A 26358-nucleotide genomic window follows, 5' to 3' on the forward strand; every position below is an offset into this window, starting at 1 on the left:
CCACACCTGCCACCAGCCGGCCAGCCGTTCAGTGGCTGTCCAGTCGGCTACTTTGGCTCCGAACGTTGTCCTGCGGCGATCAGTAAGGCCGGGAGGGCACGCTGGTGCGGTAGGCGCCGGGGGTCGCACCGGTCCACCGGCGGAACGCGCGGATGAATGCCGCCGCGTCGGCGTACCCGAGCCGTACGGCGATCTGGTCGACTCCGAGTCCGAGGGTGGACAGCATCTCGACAGCGCGAGCGTGTCGCGCTCCGTCGACGAGACGCCGGTAGGAAGTGCCCTCCACGGCCAGGCGCCGGTGCAGTGTGCGGGTGGAGACGTGCAGCGCGGCTGCGGCAACGCCCATGTCGGGAAATCCATCCGGCAACTGCATGAGCAGTTCCCGTACCCGTGCCGCGAATCCGCCGTCGGCGCGCCGGGCCAGCAGGAGGCTGCACTCGCGTTCGCACACCTGCATGGTGCGCCGGTCCGCCTGCGGCAGCGACTGCTCCAGTACCGCTGCGGAGGTGACGATCGCGTTGCGCGGCGCCCCGAAGGCGATCGGCGCGTTGGCCAACGCCTCGTACGGTGCCAGCTTTTGAGGCCGTGGGAAACGCAGATCCAACCGGAGGGGTATGAAGGGCCGGCCCAGGATGGTGTCCAGGATGGTGCGGATGTTGGCCAATTCCCGTTCGACGAAGAACCGTCGAACCGGCTGGGGCACAAGCCCGTCATCCAGGACGAGATGGACCTCGTTTCCGTCCTCCTGAAGGCAGATCCCGACCATGGCGAAGGTGAGCTCCAGGTAGCGCAGTCCCACAGCCGCCGCTTCGCGCAGCGTCGGGCTGGCGAGCAGTGCGAAGCCCCACACGCTGTACGTGCGCAGCGGAATCCGGCTACCGGCCTCCAGCCCCAGGCCGGGAGCATCGCCTGTGGCGCGGACCAGGTTCTGCGCCACCATGAGCTCCTGCCAGGCTCGGACGTGTGCGGCATCGTCGGCAAGAGTGTTCCGGTCCACACCGCTGCCGCCGAGGCACGCCTGTACGGGTACTCCGCGCTCGACCCCGACATCCACCATCGCGCGCACGCCGGCAATACCTCGCTGGAACAGCCGCGGAGCTGTGGAGGCTTCGTCCACCGCCGTCCTGTGTCCGGAACGGCCAACAGTATGGCCGCCATTGCCTGAAACCCGCACTGCCAAGTCCCCTAGCATCGGAAGGGATCGATGCGGCGTGTCCCGCCGCAGGCTGCCGATCAGCCTAACCGGGAAGTGAGTGCGAGCCAGGGGGCATACGCGGTATCAGCCACGGTCGCGTGTAGGGCTCGGCGCATCCCACAGCCATCGCGTGCGCAGCCGCTGTACCCGAAGCGTTCTCGAGTAGGACTCCATGAAACGCACAGTACTGGTTGCCGGCAACGGGTGAATGGGGTGGCACTGCGGGGGCCCTGCGGAAGGAGCACTTGAGGGGCTGGAATCACAACGGTCAGGAGACCCCGAACTTGGATGGGGACCACACTTCCGAATCGCACAGGCGGAGTGAGCGATGGACGACTTCAGCACGTTGGAAGTAATGCTGGTCGACAATGAGGATCTTGTGCGCCGCGGTTTCCGGCAGGCCCTCGGGGAGGCACCGGACCTCACCGTGGTCGCCGATGCGAGAGTCGGCGATGAGGCATTGCGCCTGGTCGAGCTGCGGCGACCACAGGTCGTACTCGTCGATGCCGAATACGAATTCCTCCGGAAACTCGCCCAGCCTTCGGAGGCGACAGCCCCCGGAATCATTGTCCTGACCAGCATCGACCTCGACAGCCATCTGTTCGGATCGTTGAAGGCGGGCGCAAGTGGTTTTCTGCTCAAGAGCGCCAGCCAGGAGGAGCTGACCTCAGCTGTCCGTGCCGTCGCCGGCGGCGCGGCTTTCCTTTGCCCCACGATGACCCGACGGCTGATCGATCGGTTCGAGATCCTTCCCCCGCCACAGGAGCGCAGTCACGCGGTCGCCCTGGCCGCCCTGAGCGGCCGGGAGACCCAAGTCCTGTCCGGTATAGCCATGGGGAGGTCGAATCAGGAGATCGCCCACGAGCTGCATGTGACGGCCGCCACCGTGAAGTCCCACGTCTCGCGCATTCTCGCCAAGCTCGAATTGCCGAACCGGATGCACGCGGCGCTGATGGCCCAGCGGAGCGGTCTGGTGCACTCGTGCCAGCCTCCGCAGGCCTCCGCAGGCCCCCCGGCCCCTCAAGCTCCCTCCCCTCCGGCCCCGTCCCGCGCCCGTGGTCAGGCGGGCTTGGTGAAAGCGAGGACCACGTTGTGACCGCCGAAACCGAAGGAGTTCGAGATAGCCGCGGTGACCTTGGTGCGCCGAGGGTTTCCCGTGACGACCTCCACCTTCACCTCGGGGTCCTTGTCGTCGAGGTTCCTGGTCGCGGGGATCACGTCGTTGAAGATGCTCAGGACCGTGAAGATGGCCTCGATCGCGCCGGCCCCGCCTATGAGATGGCCTGTGATCGACTTGGTTGCCGTCACGAGAGCATGCGGACCGAGTGATTCCAGTACTGCCGACGCCTCGATACGGTCACCGACGGGCGTGCCGGGAGCGTGAGCGTTGACGTGAACGATGTCCTGCGGGCAGAGGCCGCCGGAGCGCAAGGCCTGGTGGATCGCGCTGATCTGACCGTCCGCTGAAGGAGCTGTCATGGCGTGCGCGTCGGAGCTCATCCCTGTACCGGCGAGCGTGGCATACATCCGCGCGCCACGAGCCCTTGCGGCTTCGGTTCGTTCCAGTACGACGACGCCGGCGCCCTCGGCCATGACGAATCCGTCACGGGCGCTGTCGAACGGCCGCGATGCGCTCTGAGGTTCCTCGTGACGGCTGGACAGGGCTCCCATGCGGGCGAAAGCCGCCATGGACAGCCGGCTGATGCATGCCTCGGTGCCACCGGCGACAACGACATCGGCCCGCCCGGCGCGCAGTATGGCGAGCCCCATGGCGATTGCCTCCGCTCCGGAGGCGCAGGCGCTGGTGGGCGCGTGGGCACCGGCGCGGGCGTCGAGAGCCATACTGACGGCGGCGGCGGAACCGTTGGGCATCAGCATCGTCACCGCGAACGGCGACACGCGGCCCGGACCCTTCGCCAGGGACGCCTCGTGCTGGTCGACCAGCGTCCTCCCTCCGCCGAGGCCGGTGCCGATCACCACGGCCAGCCGCTCCGGCGCGACCTCGGGCGCGCCGGCGTCGGCCCATGCTTGCCGGGTCGCCACCATCGCAATCTGCTGGCAGCGGTCCATGCGTCGGGCCTCGACCCGGTCCAGTACCTCGGTCGGTTCCTGGCTCAGTCGGCCTACCAGCCGTACGGGCAGGTCGCGGGCCCACGGTTCGTCGAGCACGGTGATCGGGGATGCGCCGGCGAGCAGCGCCGTCCAGGAGGAGTGGACGTCGGCTCCCAGCGGCGTGGTCATTCCCATGCCGGTGACCACAACGCCGGTCGTACCGAGGGCTTCCCCGTCCGGGAGATCGGGGAGGTCGGGGAGCTTCGGATAACCCAAGAAGTAGTCAGATGCTTCGTAGGACATTACGGATCCCTTTCTGAAGCGTTCCGGGGAAATGTTCTCCCTTGAACATGGGCCCTTCGCCGTCCACTGGCCGTCGTCATGACGGTAGCCAGTACGGGGTGCTTTCCGTAACGGCCGACGGACGGAATCGTGAGGCCTACCGGAGGACGAGTGGCCATCCGTCCAGCGGGTTACCCGTCACTCGCCTCCGGTAGGGGGTGGGACGCCATCCGGCGGCGGATACCCGAGATTTCTCGGCCTCATTAACATCCTCCGAGGGGGACGGCCATGGCGCAGGCGTACGGCCATGGCTGGGCAAATGGCCACGCCTGGCGGGGCACGTGGGCAAATCGCCAGGGCAATGGCAATGGCCAAGCCGAACAGGAGGACAGCAATGTCAGAGGATGCCCTCACAGAATCCCGGCTCGAGCCGACGACCTTGGTCGAGCTCTGCAGGTACCGCGCGTCCAGGGAGCCCGATCGACGGATGTTCGCCTTCCTGGAGAACGGAGTCGAAGAGTCCGATTCGCTCACCCTCGCCCAACTCGACGCCCGCGCACGGGCGATCGCTGTGCATCTGAGCAGGCAGGCCCCGCCGGGCGCCCGCGCCGTGCTCAGTTACCCGCCGGGCCTGGACTTCGTGTCCGCCTTCTTCGGCTGCCTGTATGCCGGCCTGATCGCGGTGCCGGCTCCTCCGGTACTGCGCGTCGGCGTCGACGACCGGTATACGCGCTTCCAGGCCATCATCAACAGTTGCCGACCGGATCTGCTGCTGTCGAACGGGTCCAGGCTGAACCGCGTCGAAGCGTTGCTGAAGGGCATGTCCACACCCCGCCGGCCGACCCCTGTGGCGACTGACGAGATCAGCGAGACGGACGCGTACGGCTGGAATGCCCCCCGCATCGGCCCGGACACGGTGGCGTACCTGCAATACACCTCCGGCACGACCGGTCCGCCCCGGGGTGTGGAGCTCACCCATGGCAACGTCCTGCACAACCTCTCGCTGATCCTGGCCAACGGTTCCCGGGCCACGGACGACGTCAACCGGCTGCCGCCCGTTGTGTCCTGGCTGCCCGTGTTCCACGACATGGGACTCATCACCGGGGTTCTGCAGCCGATCTATGTCGGGTACGACGCCGCACTGATGCCGCCGACGGCGTTCGCCCAGCATCCGGTCAACTGGCTGCGCGCGATATCGGACCGCGGGGCGGGCATCAGTTCGGCACCCAGTTTCGGGTACGAGCTGTGCCTGCGGCGCATCTCCGAGGAGCAGCTGCGTTCCCTCGATCTCAGCGGCTGGCGGATCGCGGTGGTCGCAAACGAGCCGGTGCGGGCAGAGATGATCGACCAGTTCAGTGCCATGCTCGCCCCGTTCGGCTTCCGCCGCGAGGCGTTCTTCCCGAGTTACGGCATGGCCGAGTCCACCGTCATGCTCAGCGGCGGGCCGGTGGAGCCCGAACCGGTGATCCGCCGATTCGATGCGGTTGCGCTGGCGAAAGGCAAGGTGCAGCGAGCCGGGCCCGAGGACGAGGCCCGCCGACTGGTCGGCCTGGGCCAGTTGCACCCCTCCATGACCATCGCAGTGGTGCATCCGGAAACCGGCGAACCGTGCGCCCCGGACGAGACGGGGGAGATCCTCGCCTCCGGACCGAGTATCGGTACCTCGTACTGGAACGCCCCTGAGGAGACGGCGCGTACGTTGAACGCCACTGTGCGGGGCCACGACGGCCGCCGGTTTCTGCGGACCGGCAGCCTCGGCTTTCTGGACGGTGGTCAGCTCTTCGTCACCTGCCGGGTGGCCGACCTCATCGTCGTGGACGGTATGCAGCACTACCCGTACGACATCGAGGCGACCGCAGAGGAAGGCCACGCCGCCATACGGGAAGGCCGCTGCTGCGCCTTCACCGTCCAGGACGGCCAACGCGCGCGCCTCGTGGTCCTGGCCGAGATCAACAGCCGGTACTCCGTGGTGGCCGACTCCGCCCCGGACACGCCGTCAGGGGTCCGCGTGAAGGTCGGGGCGGGTGAAGTCGAAGAGGCCGTCCGAGAGGCCGTCTTTGCTGGGCACGGTCTCCTGGTCGACGACGTCCTCCTGGTCAAGGCCGGTGCACTTCCGTTCACCACCAGCGGCAAGCTGCAGCGCGCACAGTGCCGGTCCAGGTACCGGGCGCGCATGCTCGAGATGGTCTGAACTCGATCCATGCAGTGAAGGCGCGCGAACTGCCCGCCGCCTTCTTTCTCCTTCCTCCGTTTGGACTGGTCTCATGCGAACCGTTCATCAGCACGGTGTCCGACTGCCCGAGGGGGTGGCAGGCGAGCACGGCGCACTGTCGACGTTGATCGACCTGTGCCGCAGTCGTGCGGCAGCCGAGCCCGACCGGAAGAATTTTGTTTTTCTGGGCGATGGTGCCGAGGAATCCGACTCACTGACCCTGGCCGAACTCGACCGCTATGCGCGGGCGATCGCGGTGACGCTGCGAAAGCGGGTTTCTACCGCGCGCGCACGCGCGCTGCTGAGTTACCCGCCCGGACTGGATTTCCACGCCGCCTTCCTGGGCTGCGTCTATGCGGGGCTGATCCCGGTGCCGGTAGCTCCGCTCGACGGCACGCGGGGCAATGCCAAATGGACCCGGGTGCAGTCGATTGCCGCGAGTTCCGAGCCCTCGCTGTTCCTGTCCACCGGCCCCATGCTTGCCGCCGCGGACCCCGTCCTCACCGACACCGACGGGCTCGCCCGGCTCAATCGGGTGGCGACCGATGAGGTGTGCCTGGACCTGGCCCAGCAGTGGACCCCGCCGGTGGTCACCGCTGAGATGGTCGCCTACTTGCAGTACTCGTCGGGATCGACCGGCCTGCCGAAAGGCGTCGCAATCACTCACCGCAATGTGCTGCACAATCTGTCGTTGATATACGACAACACGCGTCGGCCTGCCGACGATGCCGGGCTGCCCCGCCCATCGTCGGTGTCGTGGCTGCCGCCGCAGCACAACATGGGCCTCATCTGCAATCTCCTCGACCCCCTATTCTGCGGCCGGGACGTCACACTGCTGCCTACGATGACATTCGTACAGCGTCCGCTCACGTGGCTGCGGGCGATCTCCCAGCTCGGACGCGCGGACAGCTGCGCGCCGAACTTCGCCTACGACCTGTGCGCACGCCGGGTGACCGAAGCTCAGCGCCGAGAACTCGACCTCAGCCGTTGGGAGATGGCCCTGGTCGGAGGTGAACCCGTCCGCTCCGATACGCTCGACCGCTTCAGCGCGGCATTCGCCGAGGCCGGCTTCCGACGCGACGCACTGTGCCCCGGTTACGGCCTCGCTGAGGCGACAGTGATGGTCACGGCCGGTCCGGTCGGCCAGGGCCCGGAAATCCTGCGGCTGGACTCCGCGGCGCTCGCCGCCGGGAAGGTGCGTACAACCGCGTCGACGCAGGACAGCCGCGAGTTGGTCGGCTGCGGCCGGACACACCCGTTGAGCACGGTTGTCGCCGTCGATCCGGCGACAGGAAAGCCCTGCGGGGAGGACGAGGTGGGTGAGATCTTCGTATCCGACCCGAGCGTCGCAACGGGCTACCTGAACGCTCCCCAGGAGAGTGCCGCGACCTTCATGGGGACCCTTCCCGACCAGCCGGGCGAGCGCTTTCTCCGTACCGGTGATCTCGGATTTCTGCACAACGGACAACTGTTCATCACCGGTCGGGCAAAAGATGTCATCATCATCGCCGGTGCCAACCACTACCCGCAGGACATCGAGGCCACGGTTGAGGCCAGCCACCCGGCAGTCCGCGAGTTCGGTGCTTGCGCCGTGTCGGTCGACGACGGCGCACACGAACGGCTCATCGTGCTCGCCGAGACGACGGCGGCAGCCGGCGGCGAGACCGATGAGCCGGTGACTGCCCAGGAGATCAAGCGGGTGATCAGGCGCGCCGTCCATGCAGGACACCGCGTCCAGGTACACGATGTCGTCCTTCTCAAGCCGGGCACGCTGCCGCTCACGACGACCGGCAAGCTGCAACGGCGCGACAGCCGGGACCAGTACCTGGGGGGTTCCTTCGAGGCAGCCCTCATCGAATGAGGATGCGCGGTCGAGTCGCACGGTCCTCTGGGGAGGAGTTCAGGGCAGTCCTCGTATATGCCGGTGTGAGTGGGACTGCTGGCGGCTGGAGACTCAAGCCCTGAGTGATGGCGAGGCCGGTGGCCGACTCAGCGATGGCCCCGGTTGGTGGTTGATCGGGCGGCAGTTCGACAGACCGACTGTGCTGCTGCGCCGGGGTGCCCGAGAGGTGGTGCGGCAGGAAGCCCCCGTGAAGGCATCGCCCGCGCCGGTGCATGCGCGGACCATCCCCGCTCGCGTGGGGATGGTCCGCGCGGCGGGGGCGACGGCTACGGCCCGTTGGGGGCAGGCCAAGCCCCTGCCGGCCCCGTCTCCGGAGGTGGGCTTCAGCTGGAGACGGGGCCACCACGGGCAGGCACAGCCCGGCACGGGGGTGGGGCTGTGCAACACGCCGCTCACCACCCGGCGGACGCGACCGCTGGGCGGCAGCGCGCTCGACGGAGGCGCGGCGGGGGCTTTTTGCGGAACCCTTGGGCAGCGAGGAGTTGACATGCTCGTCGCCGCCCACCCCGGGCGGCTGGTCACGTAGTGACCGTATGCGTGTCGGTGCCGGTGGAGGGAGCGAACTGGGCGTTGCCGTTGTAGGTGGCGGTAATAGCGTGCGAGCCGATGGACAGTCCTTGGTTGGTGACGATGGCCACGCCGTTGACCAGGGCCGCGGTGAACGTACCCCCGCCTGGGCCTCCGATGACGAACGTGACCGTACCGGTGGGCGTCCCCGCCCCCGGGGGTGTGGCCGTCACCGTCGCCGTGAAGGTGACTACATTGCCGGGCTGGGACGGATCGGGCGAGGAGACAGTCACCGTGGTGGAGGCCGCCCTGTTCACTGTGTGGGTGTCCGTGCCGCTCGAGGCAGCGAAGTTCGAGGCGCCGCTGTAGTTTGCCATGACCGTGTGGGGACCGACGCTGAGGTTGCTGCGGGTGACTGTGGCCACGCCGCCGACCAGTGACGCCGTGACGGGCGAGCCGCCGTCGAAGAAGAACGTGACCGTGCCGGTGGGAGTGCCGGCGCCCGGCACACTCGAGGCCACGACCGCGGTGAAGGTGACGGGCTGTCCGAAGACCGACGGGTCGGGCGTGGATGTCACTGTGCTGCTGGTCGGTGCTCGGTTGACCGTGTGGGTGTCGGTGCCTGCTGATGGGGTGTAGTTGGTGTCGCCGTTGTAGGTGGCGGTGATGGAGTAGTTGCCGGCGGGGAGTGTGCTGGTGCTGACGGAGGCGACCCCGGAGGCGTCGAGGGCCCCGGTGAGTGTCGGGCCGCCGGAGATGGTGAAGGTCACGGTTCCCGTGGGTGTTCCGGCTCCTGGTGCCACGGCCGCGACCGTGGCGGTGAAAGTGACCGACTGCCCGAAGACCGACGGGTCAGGCGTTCCCGAGAGGGTGGTGGAAGTGGACGCCTGGTTGACGGCGTGGGTGTCGGTGCCCGTCGAGGCTGCGAAGTCACTGTCGCCGTTGTAGGTGGCGGTCACCGTGTAGCTGCCGGAGGGCAGTGTGTTGAGGGTCAGTGTGGCTGTGCCGTCGGTGTCGACGGGGATGGTGGTGGTTCCTCCGCCGCCGGAGATGGTGAAGGTGACGGTGCCGGTGGGTGTTCCGGCTCCTGGTGCTAGGGGTGCGATGGCTGCGGTGATGGTGATCGGCTGTCCGAATGCCGAGGGGTCTGGGGTCGATGTCACCGTGGTGGTGGTGGATGCCTGGTTGACGGTGTGGGTGTCGGTGCCGGTGGAGGAGGTGAAGCTGGCGTCGCCGGCGCCGACGTAGGTGGCTTCGATGGTGTGGCTTCCGGCGGTCAGGGTGTTGTGGGTGACGGTGGCGGTGCCGGTGGCGTCGAGGGTGCCTGTGAGGGTGGTGGTGCCGTCGATGGTGAAGGTGACTTGTCCCGTGGGTGTCCCTGCCCCGGGCGGCACGGCAGCCACCGCGGCGGTGAAGGTGACGTCCTGCCCGAAGGCTGACGGGTCGGGCGTGGAGGTCACTGTCGTGGTGGTGGCGGCGGGGTTGACGGTGTGGGTGTCTGCGCCGGTGGAGGGGTTGTAGTTGGTGTCGCCGTTGTAGGTGGCGTTGATGGCGTGGGTGGTGACGCTGAGGGTGTCGAGGGTGAGGGTGGCGGTGGCGTCGGTCAGTGGCACGGTGAAGGTGCCTCCGCCGGTGCCGGAGATGGTGAAGGTGATGGTTCCGGTGGGGAGGGGGCCGGGGCCTGCTGGTGTCACGGCTGCGGTGACGGTGACGTTCTGGCCGAAGACCGAGGGGTCTGGGGTGGTGGTCACGGTGGTGTTGCTGGAGGGTTCGACTTCGACGGTGTGGGTGGTGGTGTCGGTTGAGGTGAGGAAGTCGGTGCTGCCGTTGTAGGTGGCGGTGATGGTGTGGGGGCCCAGGTCGAGAGTGGTGATGTCGAGTTGGGCTGTGCCGTTGGTGTCGAGGGCTTCGGTGAAGGTGCCGCCGCCGCTGCCGCTGATCACAAAGGTCACTGTGCCCGAAGGCGTACCGGTCACGGCAAGTTCGGCGTCCACGGTGGCCCTGATGGTGACGGTCTGGCCCAGGGCGGAGGGATCGGGAGAGGAGGTCACCGTCGTGGTCGTCGCTGCTTGGTTGACGGTGTGGGTGTCGGTCCCCGCCGAGGGGTTGTAGTTGGTGTCGCCGTTGTAGGTGGCGGTGACCGAATGGCTTCCGGAGGGCAGTGAGGTGCGGGTCAGGGTGGCTGTGCCGTCGGTGTCGACGGGGACCGTGGTCGTTCCTCCGCCCCCGCTGATGGTGAAGGTGACCGTGCCGGTGGGTGTTCCGGCTCCCGGTGGCACGGGTGCGACGGCGGCAGTGAAGACGACCGGCTGACCGAAGACCGAGGGGTCCGGCGACGACGTCACCGTCGTGGTCGTCGCTGCTTGGTTGACGGTGTGGGTGTCGGCGCCGGAGGAGGAGGTGAACCTGGAGTCGCCGGCGCCGACGTAGGTGGCTACGACGGTGTGACTTCCCGCGGCCAGAACGCTGTAGGTGACGGTGGCGACGCCGCCTGCGAGGGTGCCCGTCAGGGTGGTCGTGCCGTCGATGGTGAAGGTGACCTGACCCGCGGGTGTCCCCGCCCCCGGCGCGACCGGCGTGACGGTGGCGGTGAAGGTCACATCCTGCCCGAAGACCGACGGGTCCGGTGATGACGTCACCGCCGTGGTAGTGGCCGCCGGTTCGACGACGTGGGTGTCACTGCCTGCCGACGGCGCATAGTTGGCATCGCCGCTGTAGGTCGCAGTACCGCTGTAGGTCCGTACGGCAAGGGCGTTGCTGGTGACGGAGGCGACGCCGTTGGAGTCCAGGGGCAGAGTGATAGTGCCCCCGCCGCTTTCGGTGAGGGTGACCGTTCCCGTGGGAACCCCCGCCCCCGGCGCGACCGGTGTCACCACCGCGGTGAAGGTCACGACCTGCCCGAACACCGACGGATCGGGAGTCGACGTCACCGTGGTCGTCGTCGAAGCCCGTTCGACGACATGCGTGTCGGTACCGGTGGAGGAGACGTAGTCGGTGTCGCCGTTGTAGGTGGCGATGACGGAGTAACTTCCTGCAGGCAGGGCGTTCTCGGTCACGGTCGCAACGCCGGTGGCGTCGAGCGGCGCGGTGACGGATGTGCCGCCGAAGTCGAAGGTGACCGTGCCCGTGGGAGTCCCCGTGGCGGGAGCGACAGGGGAGACCACGGCGGTGAAGGTAACCTGCTGCCCGAAGACCGATGGATCCGGCGAAGAGGTCACCGTCGTGGTCGTCGAGGCACCCGCGACGGTGTGGGTGTCGGTGCCGGTGGAAGGGCCGAAACCGGCGTCGCCCTCGTAGGTGGCGATGACGAAGTAACTCCCTGTGGACAACGTGGAATCGGTTACCGTCGCGACGCCGTCGACCAGAGTTCCGGTGAGCGTCGGTCCGCCGCTGATGGAGAAGACCACGATTCCGTTGGGTGTCCCCGCGCCCGGCGGCACCGGCGCGACGGTGGCGGTGAAGGTGACTGCCTGACCCACCGCAGAGGGATCGGGCGAGGAGGAAACGGTCGTGGTGGTGTCCGCCTGGTCGACGGTGTGCGTGTCGGCGCTGGAGGAGGAGGCGAACACAGCGTCCCCGCCGTAGGTCGCCGTGACCGTGACCTCGCCGACCGGAGGCGTGCCGAGCGTCACGGTGGCGGTGCCGTCGGCCTCCAACGGCACCGTGAACGTGCCGCCGCCGTCCACGGTGAAGGTGACCACCCCCGACGGAGCACCCGCGCCCGGTGGTACGGGTGCCACGACAGCGGTGAAGGTGACGTCCTGGCCGAAGACGGAGGGGTCGGGGGCCGATGACACGGCGGTGGTGGTGTCCGCCTGGTCGACGGTGTGTGTGTCGGCGCCGGAGGAGGAGGCGAAGCCGGCGTCGCCGCCGTAGGCCGCCGTGACGCTGTGGCTACCGGTCCCCAGCGTGTCGACGGTGACGGTGGCGGTACCGGACGAGTCCAGCGGTGCGGTGAATGTACCGCCGCCTTGGCCGTCGACAGTGAACGTGACGATGCCGGTGGGAAGTCCGGTGCCAGGAGGAGCCGGCGCGACGACAGCGGTCAGAGCGACCGGCTGTCCGAAGACGGACGGGTCGGGCGAGGTGGTCACTGTGGTCGTCGTCGGCTTCTGGGCCGGGGCCACGGTGTGGGTGCCGCTGCCGGTGGAGGGAAGGAAGCTGATATCACCCCTGTAGATCGCGCTGACGGAATGGGTCCCCGTTCCCAGGACGTTCACGCTGACGGTGGCCACCCCGTTCGCATCGAGCTGCGCGGAGATCGCCGGCAGGGCGTCGATGACGAAGACGACGGTGCCGGTGGGGGTTCCGGCACCCGGGGCCACGGCCCTCACGGTGGCGGTGAAGGTGACCGCCTGCCCACGCGCCGACGGATTGGGCGAGGACGAAACCGCGGTGCGCGTACTGGCCTTGAGTACGGCGTGCTGGAAATTTCCGCTGGATCGCGTGAACCGGGCCGAGCCGTTGTAGGTGGCGGTGACCGAGTGCGTGCCCGTGCTGAGCGCGGTCGCGGTGACAATGGCCTTTCCGCTCGCGTTGAGAGGCACGGTGTAAGTGCCCCCACCACTCCCGGAGATGACGAAGGTGACTGTGCCGGTGGGAGTGCCCATGCCGGGAAGGACGGAGATGACGGTAGCGGTGAAGGTGACCTGCTGACCGAAGACCGATGAGGCAGGTGCCGAGGCCACCAGGGTGAGCGTGGGTGCTGCCATGATGCGCCCCTTCGTAAGCGGAATGGCGGCCCCTTGTCACCCGGCAGCGCCCGCTGCTCGGTACTGAGCGTTCCGGCACGACACCCCGGAAACGTAAGGAAATTGGAAGTGTGCATCGGCGAGAGACGTCCCGCCCTGCGCGCTGTCGGCACATACGTGGGTAACCAGCGGCCATTACCACTGATGGACCCACGATTCGTGACGCCGCTCCAGAGACAAAGCGCAGAATTACCTCAAACGGAGCAGCGCCCCGGGCTCAGGCGGGGGCGTGCATTCCGTGCCCTGGTACGCCCGTTGGCATCATTTACGCCCCCGTAGCGAGCTCATACGTTCGCGCAAGGTCTGCCGGGCCCAGCCGAACCGAAGTCAGCCGGGGGCGCGGACAGACAAGAGACGACCACACGTCCGTGGCCGGGCCCATCGGGGAGGGGAACCAGTGAACTGCCAGGAAGGGAAGGAGTGAACGGCATCCCGTCTTCTCTCGACAGGGCCCTCCTGCCCGGACCGTCAGCGCGTCCTGAAGGAGCACCTGATGCGTGAGATCAAAACCGGAACCCCGGCGGTACGGCCGGTCTGGCGTCGTCCGTCGTTCATGGCCCCCGTCTCCGACAAAGTTCAGGACCGACAACCCACGATCGTGTTACGAGCTCTCGAGGGACGCCAGTGCGAGCACCAACGGCAACGTGGCGAAGGCGAGCGCGAGCGCCGTCGCCGACATCCCCGTACGGATCTCCCGTTTGCCCCGGACCCCCAGGTAAGCGGCGATCGGCGGGAGGACGCAACCAAGGAGAAAGCTGAAGTGCCAGCCCTCTTCCGTGGTGAAGAAGAGCATGGCGCCCCACCAGGCTGGGACCGACCCGATGCTCAGGTAGCAGCACCGCGTCAGGAAGAGATCAAGATCCTCGACCCCACCGAAGAAACCCGTGATCCGGACCGCCTTCTCCGCTATACCGCCCGGTGGTCGTAGCCACCGGTGCCCACCTGGGGAAATCCGTCCGCCGCCGAGAACCCGTTGATGGCCGCGGACATGGCCACGCCGAGCGCGCTCAGCGCCGACGCCATCGTGTCGAACGCCTTGGCCGCCTCGGCCCACATTTGCATGAGCCGGAGAGCCTGTGCCGCGGCCAGCGCGAACATGGCCACCGACGCGGCCTGCCCGCCGACGGGGATCGCGTTGACCCGCGGACGCCGCCACCGTGTACTTCGACCAGTTCAGCAAGAAACTTGGCGAGATCAAGGAGACCTTCGAGTCCCTGATGGGCTGTTATGCGCAGGCGGCGCAGATGGCGTTCCAGTTCGCCGAGTTCCTCAAGTCGGCCCTGGTGATGTTATGCGATGTGCTCGTCATCTGGTTGGTCAACCTGCTCGCGGCGCCGTTGCCGTCCCAGCTGAGACCGACGTTCTGGTTGCCCTTGCGCACATTGACGGCCACCGCATCGCAGAACGATGCGAGGTTCAACACCATCTGCCCGGCCCTCGTCCGGTCAGGAGGGGCGGCACAGCATCGGGTTCTGCAGTTCGGCGCAGGGGCGGTGGCCGTGGGAGCGCACGATGTCCTTGCCGACCTCGTTCGTCAGATAGCGCAGAAAGCTGGCGGTCAGGGAGGTGGCCCGGGGCTCCCCGTAGGTGTAGGCATACTCCGTCTCCCAGAAGGGGTAGGCCCCGTGGTCGGCTCCCCGCAGCGTGGCCGGGTGGCCGTCGATCCACAGGCGCCGCACACCATCGCGGCGCGAGGCGAGCCCGACCTCGCTGTAGCCGAGGGCGCCGGGTGTGTCGGCGACGGCGTTCAGCATATCGCTGGTGGAGCCGCGTTGGCAGCGTACGACCCCGCGCGGCGTGCCGGGATCCCGGTTCAGGCAGTCATCGGAGTTGCTGCCGGGCTCCCGTATGCCCTCGAGGATCTGTTTCTGGAAGGTTTTCCGGGTGCCTGAGTTGTCGTACCGGCTGATGAGGCGGACCGGCAGGTCTTTTCCGTTCAGCTGCTTCCAGTTGGTGATACGCCCCGCGTAGAGCTGCCTGATCTGGCGCAGGGAGAGGTCCTCGACACCGGCCTCCTGGTTGATGACGAGTGTGAAGAGGGAGAAGGCGATGGGGCGTGGCAGCAGCTTCGGATACGCGTCGCCCTTGTCTCCGTCGGAGAACGCCAGCCAGTCGGGACTGCCGGAGCTCTTCTCCTCCCCAGCCTGTTTCAGCTTCTCCAGCCCTGCGGTGCTGCCTCCGAGGTCCAAGGCGAAACTGGCCCCGGGGCAGGTGTCCTTGTACGCCTTGGCGGCCTCTTCCAGTACGGGCTTGAAGGCCGTGGACCCGGTGAGGGTGAGCTTTCCCGTGGCGCAGTCCAGCGGGGCCACCGTGTCGTTCGTGGCGAGGGAGACGGTGAGTTGGGCGAGGATGACCAGGACGAGGAAGCAGACCAGCGCGATGGCCTGGGTGGGCGTCCCGGTACGGCTCTTGGTCTCCTGTATTCTCCCGTTCCCCACTCCGCCCTTGATGCCGCCGACGATCTCGGGTTCGTCGAACTCCTCGCGGTGGTCGGCCATGTCGTCGGCGGAGCGTTCGAGGGCTGCCAGGACCTTGTAGTGCGCGGAGCGGTTCAAGGGCACTTTGGGAAGCTCGATGATGCCGTTCTGCACTCTCAGGCCTGATTCCTGGCCGAACGACGGGCGCAGGAAATCGTCGCTGAGCTCCGTCACGACCATTCCGGCCACTCTGCGCCCGGGGAATCTGACGCGGATGCCGACCTTGTCGTCGTCGAGGACTGCGTAGTCGCTGGTGTCGATGTTGGTCGCGCCGTTGTTCTCCACACGCAGCAGGACGAACGACGGGTCGACCAGCGGTGCTCCGTTCTCCTGCTGTAGCTGCTGCAACGCTCCCGCGTACTGGGAGTGGACCGCGTCCGTGGCGGTGGTGTCCATCTGCACGCGGTAGCCGAGCCGTTTGCGGCCGACGAAGAGGAACTCGTACATCGCCGCGATGATCGGGACGACGACACCGAGGACCGCGAGAGTGACTTCCCACGGAAAGTTGTCCATGACCGCCTCCGCTGTGCGGGAGAAGGAGAGATGAGGTTGAAGAACATATGAGTGCGGGCGGCCCTCGACTCCGCGTGGCGGGGAGCATTCGGCAGGAGTTCACTGTCCGTTGAGGTGGTGCCCGTGTGTTCGAACCGCCGCGCGCGTTGTCCGTGTCGACTCATGGGCACGGCCCATGAGGGCACGGCCCATGGGGCATCGGTGGCCACACCGTGTGCCATCAACATGCGGTGGGTGAGGCCTTGTGCTTCCCTGAAGGAGGCATGGCATCCCTGGAAGAGGCATGGCAGCCGCGGGTCAACAAACCTCTTGGCAGGGTCCGTCACATGTCACTCGGTACTCACCGGCCGGATCGGAATCGACAGCCACGGAGGAGCCGACGATGACCAGCAGCACAGAAGCTCAGCCCTGCATTTTCACCAACGCCCGCCCCACGCTCAAGCGTGGCTCATCGGGAGTTGCGGTCAAGCAGGCACAGTGCTATCTCAACTTTTCACTGGACGGGGAGAAGCTTCTCGAGGACGGAATCTTCGGACCGGTCACTGACGCCGCCACCAAGAGGTTCCAGAAGTGCGCGGACATCACGGTGGATGGAATCATCGGCGCCCAGACATGGTCCTTCCTCACCTTCTGGGCCAACTCACCGGAATTCGTCTGCTGAGCGCGGCACTCCGCTGTGCCAGGGGCTCAAAACGGGCAGCATTACGCCCAGCTGGGAAGGACGAGTCCATGGTGTGGAGGACGACGTCCCATGGAGTGACGTGAGGGTGCGGGGGCCGGTGCCTGTGAGGTGTGCCCCGGCCTGCCGCACCGCACGCGGTGGTCCCCATCGCGTCGGGTAGCCGCCGCGTCGTGGCTTGGCGTGGCGTGTCGTGTGGGGCAATGTCGGCGTCGTTGCGGGACCAGATCCCTCCTGCCGGGCCACGGCAGACCTCAAGCATCGCGGCCGCGGCGGAACCACAGTGCCCGCCCCCTTCTCTGGTCCCGGGTCCGAGGTCGTCATGGACCGGCCGGAATAACGACTCGCTACTCACCGTGCCTCTTTCGTTTCCGTGGGCATCGGCTCGTGGGGAGATGGAGCGGCGATGGACCCCGCTCACCGACAACCCTGCATTAATTGTGGGTCAGGCTCATTTCCGGATGAGTTGAATGGTGGGGAGCCCTGCGGGTACCGGTGACGCTCACAACCCATCTTCGGAAGGCGGACCCGATGGCCTCCAAGGACCGTTTCCAGGACAAGGCCAAGGACGTGAAGGACCACGCCGGAGAGGTGCTGGGGACTTCGAAGGAGCAGATGAAGGAAGCCGAAGAGGAGCGGAAGAAGGAGATCAAGGAAATAGAGGAACAGGACCGGAAGCCCGGAAACCAGGAGGGGGAGCAGCCCCGTCCCCGGCCCTGATCACCTCCCGGCCTGATCACCTCCCCACGCTTGAGCACCACCCGTACCCGGCCCTGCGCCTTCACGCTTCGGTACCCATAACGCCTGGCGGCCCCCGGTTCTCACGCGGGGCCGCCACGCTCCCGTGCGTGGCGGCCCCCGTTCGCGCGCCTGGCCGCAACCGCGCTATGAGCGGCCCCCTGCTGCCTCATAGCCCGAGGCGAATTGCCTCCCGAGCCGCTTGCCTCGGGGCCCGCGTACGGCCCCCACGTCGTCCCCAGCTCTCAGCCGCCTGTGGCGAGCCCACCCTCGTACCGGGTGCCGGTACGGGTCAGGCGGCCGGCCCGCCACCAGGCAAGCAGCCAGCCGGCCTCGACGAGCGCGTCGAGCAGATGGCTACGGCGCGCCTGGCCGGCGGGGACGTAGACCACATCGACCGCCAGCAGGGTGAGGGCGGTGCCGAGGCCGGCCCGGCGCGCCTGGACCAGACATGCAGGCGCGGAGCAGGAGGCCAGTTGGCTCCAGCCGGTGGAGACCAGGAGCCCTGACACGGTTCTCACCAGCCAGTCCTGCTCCGCCTTCATCCTCCTGGGGCCGAATACCCGCTCGAAGCCGCGCAGGTCCAGCAGCGGCCAGGCACCGCTGGCCACGTTGAACACGCCTTGGGCCCGGGCGACGCGTACCGGGTTCATCACAGCCTCCTCCAGGCAAGGCCGACAAGGCCGAACCATGTCCGGCACAAGGGATCGGAGATCCCGTGCCGGGGCGGTCCTCACCTGTCGCACGAGTACCCCGGAGCGCTCAGCCCAAGAGCGGTGGCATGCCGGTCGCACAGTGCTGTGCAGCGGGGGAGTCCCGCCCCGCCGCATCGGACTCCCTGATGGTGACGTCCGTCATTCCTCCGGTACCGGATCGCCCGGTACCGTGGCCGACCCTGTCGGCCCGGAAGGAGGCGGCGTCGGTGTCCGTGGACTTGTCGTCCGTCATAGCAGCTACCGCTCAGTGGCTCCTGCGCGCCTACCCGGCGGCCGGCGGGCCCATGAGCACCGCACTCGCCGAGGCCCAGGCCCGGCAAGCCGTGACCGTGGCCGCATGGCTGCGGTACCCGACCTCGATGGACGCCGAGCTGGTGGCGATGGCGGGGCCCGGCGGCTCCGGCCGGCTGGACTGGCTCGTCGGAGCGGACGCGGCCGGGTTCAGTGACGAGGAGTACGCCTGGCGCACCTGGGTGGACGAGGTCGTGGCGAGCTGGGCGGCATGCCTGCTCACCTCGCCCGCCCTCGCGACTGCCGCGGTCGCGGCAGTCACCGAGGGTGAGCACACCGCTGCGTCACCCGTGGACTTCCGCCGCCTCACGGCGCCCGACGGTCATGATCGCCAGGCGGCCTCACTGCTGCGGCACCCGGACCTGACGGCATCGGTCGCCGAGCTGCACCATCCGCAGCTCCTCGAGCTCCTCCACAGCGATCCCGTAGGCACCGGCTGACCCCTTACGGGCACCAGCTGACCGTGGGCGCCCACTGACCCGCCTGCCTCCCGGCTTGGCCGGTCCGTGCCGGTACGTCCTCCGGCTCGTGCGGCAGGCAGCGGTCTCCTGACTTGTTCAATCGAGCCCAAACCGGATCTTCCGCGCTCTTCGTCGGGGGATTTCAAGGGCGGCGTCCGACGATCGGCGGAGGAAGGGGCCGACGATCGGCGGACGGCGGACGCCGGTGGGCCCGGCCGGTGGAGTCAGGCGATCGATCAGCGGAGGGCGGCGGCGGTGGGCCCGGCCGGTGGCCTGGGGAGTCAGGCGGTGCTGTCGTCGGGGCGGGCGGGGTCGAACACCACCGAAGCGGCGGAGAGGTGCAGGCTCTCCAACGTGGCCAGCTGGTTCTCGGCCCGCTCCAGCAGGCGCCGCAGCTGTGACCCGTCCAGACCGGGATACCGCGCCGATACGGTGTTCAGCACCCGCCAGAGCAGCCACTTCCCCCGCACGCCCAGCTGCATCGCCTCGAGTTCGACGACCGTACTGAGTCCGGAGCGCTGACGCACACGGCCGTTGGGCTTGAACCGCCCGATCTTCTCGCCCGCCCAGGCGCCGTAGATCTTGTAGCGGCGGGCGGGGACGCCGAGGCCGCCCATGATGTCGAGCAGCGTCTGCCGGTCCTCGGCGATCTCGTCGGCGAGCCGGTCCAGATCGGGACCGCGTGCCGACCGGCGGTTCTCGCGGGCGATACGCCTCGACAGCTCGACTCCCGCCGTGGCTCCGGCCAGATGGTCGTTCAGATAGATCCCGAGCATCCGGGGTGCACTGTCCATGGTGGTCCTCCGGACAGGAGTGGGGCGTCAGCGGCTCCGCCGGCTCCGGTGGCGGAGCCAGGCAGGAGGCAGAAACCAGCAGGTCGCGAACCACACCAGGGCGATGAGCGACAGCCACACCGCGAGCTGGTTGTCGACGACGACCCGCAGGATCAGCAGCAGGGCGCAGCTGACCGTGCCCAGCAGCAGGACGAGGCCGGTGACGGTGAAGCGCGACGCCCACTGGACCGCTTCGGTCTTGAGCCGGCGACCGGTCAGGATGCGGTGGAAGGAGACGGGGGCGATCAGCGCCCCGGTGGCGGCGGCCCCCAGCATGATGGTGATGACGTAGATGCCCTTGTCGAAGCTGCCGAGCTCCTGAAAGCGCGGGGTGAAGGCGACGCTGAGCAGGAACGCCAGCAGGATCTGCACGCCCGTCTGCGCCACTCGCACCTCTTGCAGCAGCTCCATCCACAGCCGGTCGGCGCGCTCTTCCCTGGTCTCATTCCGGCCGGTCCTCCGGGCTTCATGAGCGGTGCTGCCAGGGTGCGCCTCGCGATTCATGGCCCAACGGGTTCCCCCGCCCCCCGGCCGCAAACCGGGGCCGGAACGAGCCGATTGCGGTCCGCGATGCCGGGCACCCGGCGGAGAGGACCAAGGGATGTGCGGGGGAGTGCCGAGGGAGGTGAGGCCGTCATGAGCGGGAAGAAAGCAGCGCAGGAGAGTGTGGTGCGGGCGCTCCTCGACCGGCACGGACAGACGTACGCGGACGAGGCCGGTATCGAGCTGCGCGACACTCCCGCGCCCCTCTACCAGCTGCTGGTGCTCTCGCTGCTGCTCAGCGCCCGTATCCAGGCAGGCATCGCCGTGTCGGCGGCCCGGGCCCTCTTCGCCGCCGGGATGCGGAACCCGCGCGGCATGGCGGAGGCGACCTGGCAGCAGCGCGTCGACGCGCTCGGCGAAGGCGGCTACCGCCGCTACGACGAGCGGACCGCCACCCAGCTCGGCGACGGTGCCGACCTGCTGCTGCGGGAGTACGGGGGCGATCTGCGGCGGGTGCGCGAGGGAGACGGGGCGGACCCGAAGAAACGGCTGCAGGAGTTTCCGGGCATCGGGCCCACCGGGGTGAACATCTTCCTGAGGGAGGCCCAGGCGGTCTGGCCGGAGTTCCGGCCGTACCTGGACCGCAAGGCGCTGGACGGCGCCGGGCGCATCGGTCTGCCGACGTCCGCGAAGGCCCTCGCGGGGCTGGTCGACGAGAAGGATCTGCCCCGGCTCGCGGCGGCCCTGGTCCGTGTGGCCCTCGACAAGTCGGCGGCCGAGGAGGTGCGCGCCGCCTCGGGCGACTGATCCGAAGCCCTGCCCCCGTCTGTGCGCCACGTGAGCGCTGCGCGGAACCGGGCTGCCCCCAACAGCGCCGCGGGGAACAGCGCTTCGGGGTGGAGCGTTTCAGGCAGCCCTGCCTGCAGCTCTCCTGACAGCCCTGCAGGCAGCCCTTCAGGGGTCCAGGCGCTGCAACAGGCCCCAGGTGAACTCCGCGACGTGGTCGGTACGTTCGCCCGAGCCGTCCGGCGCCGTGAAGGCCAGTCGAAAGCGGGTGGGCGCCGTGCCTTCCATCGGCGTGGCCGGGACGAAGGCCCGCGCGACCTCGTCGACCGTGCAGCACCACGGGCGGAGGTCCTCGACCGTACGGAGGCCGGGACCGGCCGAGTACGGAGCGCGCACCAGCCACTCGTTCCAGACCTGCCCGTCCGGGCCGGTGAGGGCCTCGAAGAGCAGATCCGGCCACAGCGGCAGCCGCCAGCGAAGCGCCTCGCAGTCGAGGTCACCGATCCGGCGGCGCAGGACCTGTTCGGGCGGGCCGAGCACCGAGCGGTAGCGCTGGACGGCGCCCCGGGCCCGAGGGGAGCGGATCATCGCCTGCCAGCGGCGGTTCGCCTCCCGCATGTCGGCCCGTGAGGCACCGAGTTCGCGCAGCGCGTCCTCGACGAGGCCGGGCTGGTGGTCGGCCATCCGCCGCAGCAGGACGAGCTGGAACTGCCACGGGCCGAAAGCGCCCTGCGAGGAAGCCGGCATGGAGAGAACCGTAGTGGCCGGGCCGGGGCCGGAGCGCATCGGTCGGTCCGGACGGCGGGGCGTTTGCCATCGCCCCCGGCGGCGGGCGGTTGCGGTCAGTCCGCACTGCCGGGGTGGTTGCCCTGCGGCAGAAAGAGCACCGAGTTGACGTACCGGACGGAGCGGCGGGGCGGGGTGAGGGCGCGACGCAGCAGACCGTGGTCGGCTACATGGCCCGTACGGCGCTGATGGGCCGCCAGATCGAAGGAGGCCAGCGGCACCCAGTCCCGCTCCGGGAGCACCCAGCCGCGGTAACCGAGCCGGGCCAGCTGCGACAGCACGGCGCCGAACGGCTGGATCCGTACTTCGAGCTCCACGAAGAGCGCGGGCCGGTCGCGGCGCAGCGTCCACTCCGCGCCGCGGAGCACGGCCAGTTCGCTGCCGTCCACATCGATCTTGATCAGGGTGACGTCGCTCAGGTCCAGGTCGTCGAGGGGCTGACAGCGCACCTCGATCGCGCCGCCGTGCACCTCGCGGCGTACGAGCGAGGCGAGCCCGCGGTCGCCGCGCCCGCCCGGGGGCAGCCACAGCCGCGCCACACCCGCGTGGTCCGCCGCCGCGGCCTGCACGACCCGTACGTTCGCGGGGGCGGTCGAGGCGAGCAGCCGGGCGAGATGCGGCACGGGCTCCAGGGTGACGACCTGGTCCGCACGCCGGGCCAGCCGCCGCGACCACGGCCCGTACCAGCCGCCCACATCCACCGCTGTGCCGCCCGGCGGGCAGAAGTCGGCCAGCCGCCGCAGCTCCGGCTCGAACCGCGGATAGAGCACCGCCGCGGCCGCGGTGACCATCCGGGGCGGCAGCCGCGGCGCCAGCCGGGCCGCGAGGGTCATGACCGGGTCCGCCGGTTCGGCCGGCCGGCGCCGGTACGCCGTACCAGCCGTCGGTGCTCCTCCTCGGAGACCGGCTCGCCGGAGGAGGGCAGCAGCTGCGGGATGCCGTCGACGATCGGATAGCGGCGGCGCAGCCGGGGGTTGTAGAGCGCCTCCTCCGCCTCCAGCAGGGTCAGCGGGCCCTTGTCGAGCGGACAGGCGAGGATCTTCAGCAGCGGATCATCAGGGCTCACGACGGGTGTCCTTCCCGGAGTCGGAGTCGGAGCGGGGGACAGGGGCGGTGGGCAGCACGGAGAGGGTGTTGCCGGAGCCATACGACGGGGCGGCGGGGTGGGGGACATACGGCGGGGCGCCGGGGGTGGAGACGTGCGGCGGGGCGCCGGGGGTGGAGACGTGCGGCGGGGCGCCGGGGGTGGAGACGTGCGGCGGCGCGCCGGAAACCGGAGCGCAGGAGCTCGGGGTGACGGCGCGCCCGCCCCGAGGATCCCGGGTGTCCGGGCCCGGGGCGTCGTGGCGCGGCAGCGTCAGCAGGACGCCCATGGCGAGGGCGGTGCCGCCCAGCCGCAGGGCTAGCCGGAGCGGGTTCTCCGGCAGCGGCTCGCCGAAGGCGAAACTGCCGCTCGCCACGGTGAACACGCAGGTGACGGTGGTGCAGACGGGCACGAGCAGGGAGGCCCGGCAGCGTTGGAGCGCGGTCTGGGAGAGCACGAGGCCGCCCGCACCGGTGAAGAGCAGGAGGTACGGGTACGGGGAGCGGAGCAGGGCCGGGGCGACCACGCCGATGTCATCCGTGGTGAGGAGGGTCGAGAGGCCCTTGATGGCGAGCGAGCTCACCCCGTAGACCAGGCCGACCGCCACCCCGTACTCCACTCCCGTGGGCGGCAGCCGGTGCCGGCGCCGCGCCCGCCGCTCCGCCGCCCCGTAGAGCCACAGGCCCGCGGCGAGCGACGGCAGACAGAGCGCGAGCAGGGTGCCGGAGGGGGCGCCGCGGCCGATCGCCTCCGTGCTGTCGTGCAGCGAGGCCACCACCATCAGCAGGGCGAGCGTGATGACGGCGACGCCGGCCCGCTCCCGGCCGGTGGGGCGTTCGCCGAGGACCACCGAGGAGAGCAGGAGCAGGAGCACGAGCCCGGAGACGAACAGGCCCTGGGCGGCGGCGATCGGCAGCGTGCGGTAGACGACGAGCTGTGCGCCGAAGCCCAGCGCGAGGGCGAGCGAACCGACGATCCACAGCGGGCTGCCGAGAAGCAGCAGAACGACCCGGACGGGCCGGCCGGCGCTGAGTGCCGGCAGACCGGCGAGCGCCCGTTTCTCCAGGACGAAGCCGGTGCTGTAGAGGACATTGGCCAGCAGCGCGGCGGCGACCCCCCACCCCACCGCCCTACACCCGCCTCGCGTGCACCAGCAGGATCGAGGCGAGGGACGGGAGCCTGCACAGCGCCCGGTCCAGGGGGCGCAGGGGGCCCGGTACGCCGTGGAACGGCGCCCCCGCGACCGTCACGACCTCGAAGCCGCAGGCAGTGACGAACTCCTTCAGCGCACGGGGGGTGTACAGCCGCAGATGGCCGACGACCCGGCTGCCCGGGCGGCCGTGGATCCACCGCAGGCTCACCTCGGAGAACACCGGCTGGACTCCGGCGAGCAGCAGAGCGCGGTTGTACCAGGCGGCGAGGTTGGGGGTGGAGAGCAGCAGATGGCCGCCGGGGCGCAGCACGCGGTGCAGCTCCTCCAGTGCGGCGTCCGGGTCGACGAGGTGTTCGACCACCTCGCTGAAGAGCACCGCGTCGGCTCCGGCGGTGGTGAACGGCAGCCCGCCGTCGGTCAGTTCACCGCGCACCAGGTGCGGAATCCGGGGCCCGGCCCGGCGCAGTGCGTCCTGCGACCAGTCGACGCCGACGATCCGGTGCCCGGCGAGCAGCCGCGCGGCGGTGGCCGCGGCCGAGCCGTCGCCGCACCCGATGTCCAGGACGGTCGCGGGCGGGCCGTCCGGCCGTACGGGCCCCAGGGCGCGGGCGAGCATCCGGGCCTGGCGCAGGGTCCGCGCCGCCCCGGAAGCCACGGGGACGGCGGGATCCTCGTAGAAGTCCCGCAGACGGGGTGGTGGGGCCGGTGTGCCGGAGGGTGGGACCGGTGTGCCGGAGGGTGGGGCCGGTGTGCCGGTCGCCGCGGTCATCCGGCGCCTCCCGCGGTGGCGTCCCTGGTGATGTCCGATGCGTCCAGGACCTCCGTCATGTCCGTGACGTTCAGGGCCTGGGCGAAGAGGCGGGCGAGGGTGGCCGCGGCCTGTTCGTCCAGGAGCGCCCTGGACCAGCGGAGCGCGAGGTGGAGGCGGCCGGAGGTACCGGCCGTGGTCACCGTCAGACCGCGTGGCATCCGGGCCGGGGCCGAGAACCAGACGGCGTGTGCCCGCCCGGCGTCGCCGAAGTCCAGCGGGTAGGGGACGCGCCCGATATTGCTGAGCAGTGTGGTCGAGGTCCATGGGGCGAAGGCCCGCCGCAGCCGCCGGGTCACCACGGCCCGTGCGCCGACCGGCAGTACGGGCGCGGTGAGCAGCGCCCCGCCCCGGCCGAGCGGTGGCCGGGGCGCGGCCTTGAGTGCGCGGGTGCGTTCCGCGGTGCGGCGCAGAAGGCGTGCGACGGCGTCCGGGTCGGGTCGCACGGCGGTGAGCAACTCCTCGTCGGCACGGTCCGCGGGGGAGACGGTCACGTCGACGAGCCGGGTGCCGTTGCCGATCGGCATGTCGGTGCCGCGGGGCCGGTCGTCCACCGGCATGGTGACCCGTACGGGGCCGGTGGGCCGGCCGTGGAGCAGATTCCAGCGGGCCACCATCAGGCCGGTGGCCACGAGGAGTTGGTCGTTGACGGTGTACGGGGGCATGCCGCCGGGGCAGCGGGGGGCGCGGCGCGGGACGGGCAGTTCGGCGATCAGCATGCCGTTCCCGGTGGCGACGGCCGGTGTGTCCGCGGCGATCCGCACGGGCCGGGCCCATCCGGACCCGGCCGCCGGCGCGGACGCGGGGGCCGACGCCCGGTCGGTGGCCGTGCGGGCGGGCCGGGCGGCCCGTACGGGCGGGGGCGCCGGGGAGTTGGCCGCTCCGCCGTACAACTCGGCGGCCGTGGCCAGAACCCGCAGGCACGCGGGCCCGTCGAGAGCGGTGTGGTTGATGGTGAGCAGCAGGACGCAGCCGCCGCCGGCCCCCTCCGAGGTGATGACCTCGAGCCGGACGGGCGGCGAGGCGGACAGCGGGGGACAGAGCGACAACGCTCGTGCGCGGGCCGCGTCGAGGGCGTCCGGGCCCGGGGGCGGAAAGCTGACCGGGTCCACATCGGCGTCGCCGGTGAGCTCCCACTCGTACCGCCGCCGGAACCAGGGGCCGGGTGCTTCGCGCATCAGGATGCGGGGATGCCGTCGCAGTGCTTCCGCGAACGCGGCCCGCAGCCGCCCGGGTTCGGGCCGTCCCGGCAGATGCACCTCGAGGTGGACGGTGTCCGGCTCCTCGTCCTGGAGGCAGTGCCGGGACACCTCGTCCACGGTGGGGAACGGGATCCGCCGCACGGGCGGGCCTCCGGGCCGGTCGCGCCGGGTGGAGTGCAGGGCTGTCATCCGGTCGGTGTCCCTTCTGTGCTCGCTGTTCTCCCGGTCGGATCCGTCCTCTCGGTCCTCTCCGTCCCCTCTGTCCGCGCCTGGTGGGGCATGTCGTCGCCGTCGGTGTCGTCGCCGCCGTCGTCGGGGCCCGCGCCGTCACGGCCCTTCGGCCGGCCCGTGGTCACCACCGCGGCTGCCAGCGCCACCAGGGCGAGGGCCTGTGCGGGGGCACCGAACGCGCCCTGGTCCACGGCGACCGGTTCGCCCGCACCCGT

Annotated in this window: 24 protein-coding genes; 7 read left to right on the forward strand and 17 right to left on the reverse strand. The window is 69.6% G+C overall.

The window, feature by feature from the left end; translation table 11 throughout:
- Window positions 1-79 precede the first annotated feature (79 nt).
- Window positions 80-1057, reverse strand: coding sequence for an AraC family transcriptional regulator (locus tag ACTWQE_RS19990; protein WP_443330372.1), 978 nt, complete (start codon window positions 1055-1057; stop codon window positions 80-82).
- 466 nt (window positions 1058-1523) lie between these two features.
- Between ACTWQE_RS19990 and ACTWQE_RS19995 the strand changes: the two genes are divergently transcribed.
- The gene (locus tag ACTWQE_RS19995) at window positions 1524-2291 is read left to right on the forward strand and encodes a LuxR C-terminal-related transcriptional regulator (RefSeq protein WP_443330348.1); all 768 of its coding nucleotides are present in this window, start codon (window positions 1524-1526) and stop codon (window positions 2289-2291) included.
- Here ACTWQE_RS19995 and ACTWQE_RS20000 read toward each other — a convergent pair.
- A complete protein-coding gene (locus ACTWQE_RS20000) occupies window positions 2255-3550 on the reverse strand; it encodes a beta-ketoacyl-[acyl-carrier-protein] synthase family protein (protein ID WP_443330349.1) in 1296 nt (431 codons plus the stop codon). The two genes, ACTWQE_RS19995 and ACTWQE_RS20000, sit on opposite strands and share 37 nt — an antisense overlap.
- Window positions 3551-3923: 373 nt before the next feature.
- Between ACTWQE_RS20000 and ACTWQE_RS20005 the strand changes: the two genes are divergently transcribed.
- Window positions 3924-5720: a fatty acyl-AMP ligase gene (locus ACTWQE_RS20005; protein ID WP_443330350.1), complete on the forward strand. Its 1797-nt coding sequence runs from the start codon at window positions 3924-3926 to the stop codon at window positions 5718-5720.
- 115 nt (window positions 5721-5835) lie between these two features.
- Window positions 5836-7602, forward strand: a complete 1767-nt coding sequence (locus ACTWQE_RS20010) for a fatty acyl-AMP ligase (RefSeq protein ID WP_443330351.1) — start codon at window positions 5836-5838, stop codon at window positions 7600-7602.
- A gap of 560 nt (window positions 7603-8162) precedes the next feature.
- Here ACTWQE_RS20010 and ACTWQE_RS20015 read toward each other — a convergent pair.
- The 5 genes from ACTWQE_RS20015 to ACTWQE_RS20035 form a co-directional block, all read right to left on the reverse strand.
- A complete protein-coding gene (locus tag ACTWQE_RS20015) occupies window positions 8163-12863 on the reverse strand; it encodes a beta strand repeat-containing protein (protein ID WP_443330352.1) in 4701 nt (1566 codons plus the stop codon).
- A gap of 640 nt (window positions 12864-13503) precedes the next feature.
- On the reverse strand, window positions 13504-13695 hold the full coding sequence (locus ACTWQE_RS20020; protein ID WP_443330353.1) for a hypothetical protein: 192 nt from the start codon (window positions 13693-13695) through the stop codon (window positions 13504-13506).
- A 113-nt stretch (window positions 13696-13808) separates the two neighbouring features.
- Window positions 13809-14006 (reverse strand): hypothetical protein, encoded by a 198-nt coding sequence (locus ACTWQE_RS20025; protein ID WP_443330354.1) that lies wholly within the window; start codon window positions 14004-14006, stop codon window positions 13809-13811.
- 121 nt (window positions 14007-14127) lie between these two features.
- Window positions 14128-14328, reverse strand: coding sequence for a hypothetical protein (locus ACTWQE_RS20030; RefSeq protein ID WP_443330355.1), 201 nt, complete (start codon window positions 14326-14328; stop codon window positions 14128-14130).
- A 19-nt stretch (window positions 14329-14347) separates the two neighbouring features.
- The gene (locus tag ACTWQE_RS20035; protein WP_443330356.1) at window positions 14348-15892 is read right to left on the reverse strand and encodes a substrate-binding domain-containing protein; all 1545 of its coding nucleotides are present in this window, start codon (window positions 15890-15892) and stop codon (window positions 14348-14350) included.
- Between the two features lie 382 nt (window positions 15893-16274).
- On the opposite strand from ACTWQE_RS20035, the gene ACTWQE_RS20040 reads away from it, so the two are divergent.
- Both ACTWQE_RS20040 and ACTWQE_RS20045 read left to right on the forward strand, forming a co-directional pair.
- Window positions 16275-16553: a peptidoglycan-binding domain-containing protein gene (locus ACTWQE_RS20040; RefSeq protein WP_443330357.1), complete on the forward strand. Its 279-nt coding sequence runs from the start codon at window positions 16275-16277 to the stop codon at window positions 16551-16553.
- Between the two features lie 549 nt (window positions 16554-17102).
- Window positions 17103-17291: a hypothetical protein gene (locus ACTWQE_RS20045; protein WP_443330358.1), complete on the forward strand. Its 189-nt coding sequence runs from the start codon at window positions 17103-17105 to the stop codon at window positions 17289-17291.
- A gap of 263 nt (window positions 17292-17554) precedes the next feature.
- Here the strand turns inward: ACTWQE_RS20045 and ACTWQE_RS20050 are convergent, their stop codons facing one another.
- Window positions 17555-17962 carry a hypothetical protein gene (locus ACTWQE_RS20050; RefSeq protein ID WP_443330359.1) on the reverse strand — a complete coding sequence of 136 codons (408 nt, stop codon included), beginning with the start codon at window positions 17960-17962 and terminating at the stop codon, window positions 17555-17557.
- 269 nt (window positions 17963-18231) lie between these two features.
- Here ACTWQE_RS20050 and ACTWQE_RS20055 point away from each other — a divergent pair, with 269 nt between their 5' ends.
- Window positions 18232-18756, forward strand: coding sequence for a hypothetical protein (locus ACTWQE_RS20055; RefSeq protein ID WP_443330360.1), 525 nt, complete (start codon window positions 18232-18234; stop codon window positions 18754-18756).
- A gap of 302 nt (window positions 18757-19058) precedes the next feature.
- Here ACTWQE_RS20055 and ACTWQE_RS20060 read toward each other — a convergent pair whose 3' ends face one another.
- Both ACTWQE_RS20060 and ACTWQE_RS20065 read right to left on the reverse strand, forming a co-directional pair.
- A complete protein-coding gene (locus ACTWQE_RS20060; protein ID WP_443330361.1) occupies window positions 19059-19571 on the reverse strand; it encodes a hypothetical protein in 513 nt (170 codons plus the stop codon).
- 27 nt (window positions 19572-19598) lie between these two features.
- A complete protein-coding gene (locus tag ACTWQE_RS20065; protein WP_443330362.1) occupies window positions 19599-20114 on the reverse strand; it encodes a DUF6328 family protein in 516 nt (171 codons plus the stop codon).
- A gap of 132 nt (window positions 20115-20246) precedes the next feature.
- Between ACTWQE_RS20065 and ACTWQE_RS20070 the strand changes: the two genes are divergently transcribed.
- Complete coding sequence (locus tag ACTWQE_RS20070) at window positions 20247-20900, forward strand: endonuclease (protein ID WP_443330363.1); 654 nt, start codon at window positions 20247-20249, stop codon at window positions 20898-20900.
- A 147-nt stretch (window positions 20901-21047) separates the two neighbouring features.
- Here the strand turns inward: ACTWQE_RS20070 and ACTWQE_RS20075 are convergent, their stop codons facing one another.
- The 7 genes from ACTWQE_RS20075 to ACTWQE_RS20105 all read right to left on the reverse strand — a co-directional run.
- A complete protein-coding gene (locus ACTWQE_RS20075; RefSeq protein ID WP_443330364.1) occupies window positions 21048-21626 on the reverse strand; it encodes a hypothetical protein in 579 nt (192 codons plus the stop codon).
- Between the two features lie 95 nt (window positions 21627-21721).
- Complete coding sequence (locus ACTWQE_RS20080) at window positions 21722-22498, reverse strand: FkbM family methyltransferase (RefSeq protein ID WP_443330365.1); 777 nt, start codon at window positions 22496-22498, stop codon at window positions 21722-21724.
- On the reverse strand, window positions 22495-22731 hold the full coding sequence (locus tag ACTWQE_RS20085; protein WP_443330366.1) for a Trm112 family protein: 237 nt from the start codon (window positions 22729-22731) through the stop codon (window positions 22495-22497). The genes ACTWQE_RS20080 and ACTWQE_RS20085 overlap by 4 nt, the downstream gene beginning before the upstream one ends.
- The gene (locus ACTWQE_RS20090) at window positions 22721-23875 is read right to left on the reverse strand and encodes a hypothetical protein (RefSeq protein WP_443330367.1); all 1155 of its coding nucleotides are present in this window, start codon (window positions 23873-23875) and stop codon (window positions 22721-22723) included. The genes ACTWQE_RS20085 and ACTWQE_RS20090 overlap by 11 nt, the downstream gene beginning before the upstream one ends.
- Before the next feature lie 4 nt (window positions 23876-23879).
- Window positions 23880-24671 (reverse strand): class I SAM-dependent methyltransferase, encoded by a 792-nt coding sequence (locus ACTWQE_RS20095; protein ID WP_443330368.1) that lies wholly within the window; start codon window positions 24669-24671, stop codon window positions 23880-23882.
- Complete coding sequence (locus tag ACTWQE_RS20100; RefSeq protein WP_443330369.1) at window positions 24668-26101, reverse strand: condensation protein; 1434 nt, start codon at window positions 26099-26101, stop codon at window positions 24668-24670. The genes ACTWQE_RS20095 and ACTWQE_RS20100 overlap by 4 nt, the downstream gene beginning before the upstream one ends.
- The coding region (locus ACTWQE_RS20105) for a hypothetical protein (protein ID WP_443330370.1) at window positions 26098-26358 on the reverse strand (261 nt) is incomplete at its 5' end. The genes ACTWQE_RS20100 and ACTWQE_RS20105, both read right to left, overlap by 4 nt.

Origin of the sequence: Streptomyces sp. 8N706, from assembly GCF_052245415.1 — a bacterium.
Classification (GTDB): domain Bacteria; phylum Actinomycetota; class Actinomycetes; order Streptomycetales; family Streptomycetaceae; genus Streptomyces.

Excerpts from the sequence above, each read along its gene's own strand:
- ACTWQE_RS19990 (WP_443330372.1), bottom strand. The coding sequence starts at position 1,057 with ATGGTGGATGTCGGGGTCGAGCGCGGAGTACCCGTACAGGCGTGCCTC.
- ACTWQE_RS19995 (WP_443330348.1), top strand. The coding sequence starts at position 1,524 with ATGGACGACTTCAGCACGTTGGAAGTAATGCTGGTCGACAATGAGGAT.
- ACTWQE_RS20000 (WP_443330349.1), bottom strand. The coding sequence starts at position 3,550 with ATGTCCTACGAAGCATCTGACTACTTCTTGGGTTATCCGAAGCTCCCC.
- ACTWQE_RS20005 (WP_443330350.1), top strand. The coding sequence starts at position 3,924 with ATGTCAGAGGATGCCCTCACAGAATCCCGGCTCGAGCCGACGACCTTG.
- ACTWQE_RS20015 (WP_443330352.1), bottom strand. The coding sequence starts at position 12,863 with ATGGCAGCACCCACGCTCACCCTGGTGGCCTCGGCACCTGCCTCATCG.
- ACTWQE_RS20020 (WP_443330353.1), bottom strand. The coding sequence starts at position 13,695 with ATGCTCTTCTTCACCACGGAAGAGGGCTGGCACTTCAGCTTTCTCCTT.
- ACTWQE_RS20030 (WP_443330355.1), bottom strand. The coding sequence starts at position 14,328 with ATGGTGTTGAACCTCGCATCGTTCTGCGATGCGGTGGCCGTCAATGTG.
- ACTWQE_RS20035 (WP_443330356.1), bottom strand. The coding sequence starts at position 15,892 with ATGGACAACTTTCCGTGGGAAGTCACTCTCGCGGTCCTCGGTGTCGTC.
- ACTWQE_RS20040 (WP_443330357.1), top strand. The coding sequence starts at position 16,275 with ATGACCAGCAGCACAGAAGCTCAGCCCTGCATTTTCACCAACGCCCGC.
- ACTWQE_RS20045 (WP_443330358.1), top strand. The coding sequence starts at position 17,103 with ATGGCCTCCAAGGACCGTTTCCAGGACAAGGCCAAGGACGTGAAGGAC.
- ACTWQE_RS20050 (WP_443330359.1), bottom strand. The coding sequence starts at position 17,962 with ATGAACCCGGTACGCGTCGCCCGGGCCCAAGGCGTGTTCAACGTGGCC.
- ACTWQE_RS20060 (WP_443330361.1), bottom strand. The coding sequence starts at position 19,571 with ATGGACAGTGCACCCCGGATGCTCGGGATCTATCTGAACGACCATCTG.
- ACTWQE_RS20065 (WP_443330362.1), bottom strand. The coding sequence starts at position 20,114 with ATGAATCGCGAGGCGCACCCTGGCAGCACCGCTCATGAAGCCCGGAGG.
- ACTWQE_RS20070 (WP_443330363.1), top strand. The coding sequence starts at position 20,247 with ATGAGCGGGAAGAAAGCAGCGCAGGAGAGTGTGGTGCGGGCGCTCCTC.
- ACTWQE_RS20075 (WP_443330364.1), bottom strand. The coding sequence starts at position 21,626 with ATGCCGGCTTCCTCGCAGGGCGCTTTCGGCCCGTGGCAGTTCCAGCTC.
- ACTWQE_RS20080 (WP_443330365.1), bottom strand. The coding sequence starts at position 22,498 with ATGACCCTCGCGGCCCGGCTGGCGCCGCGGCTGCCGCCCCGGATGGTC.
- ACTWQE_RS20095 (WP_443330368.1), bottom strand. The coding sequence starts at position 24,671 with ATGACCGCGGCGACCGGCACACCGGCCCCACCCTCCGGCACACCGGTC.
- ACTWQE_RS20100 (WP_443330369.1), bottom strand. The coding sequence starts at position 26,101 with ATGACAGCCCTGCACTCCACCCGGCGCGACCGGCCCGGAGGCCCGCCC.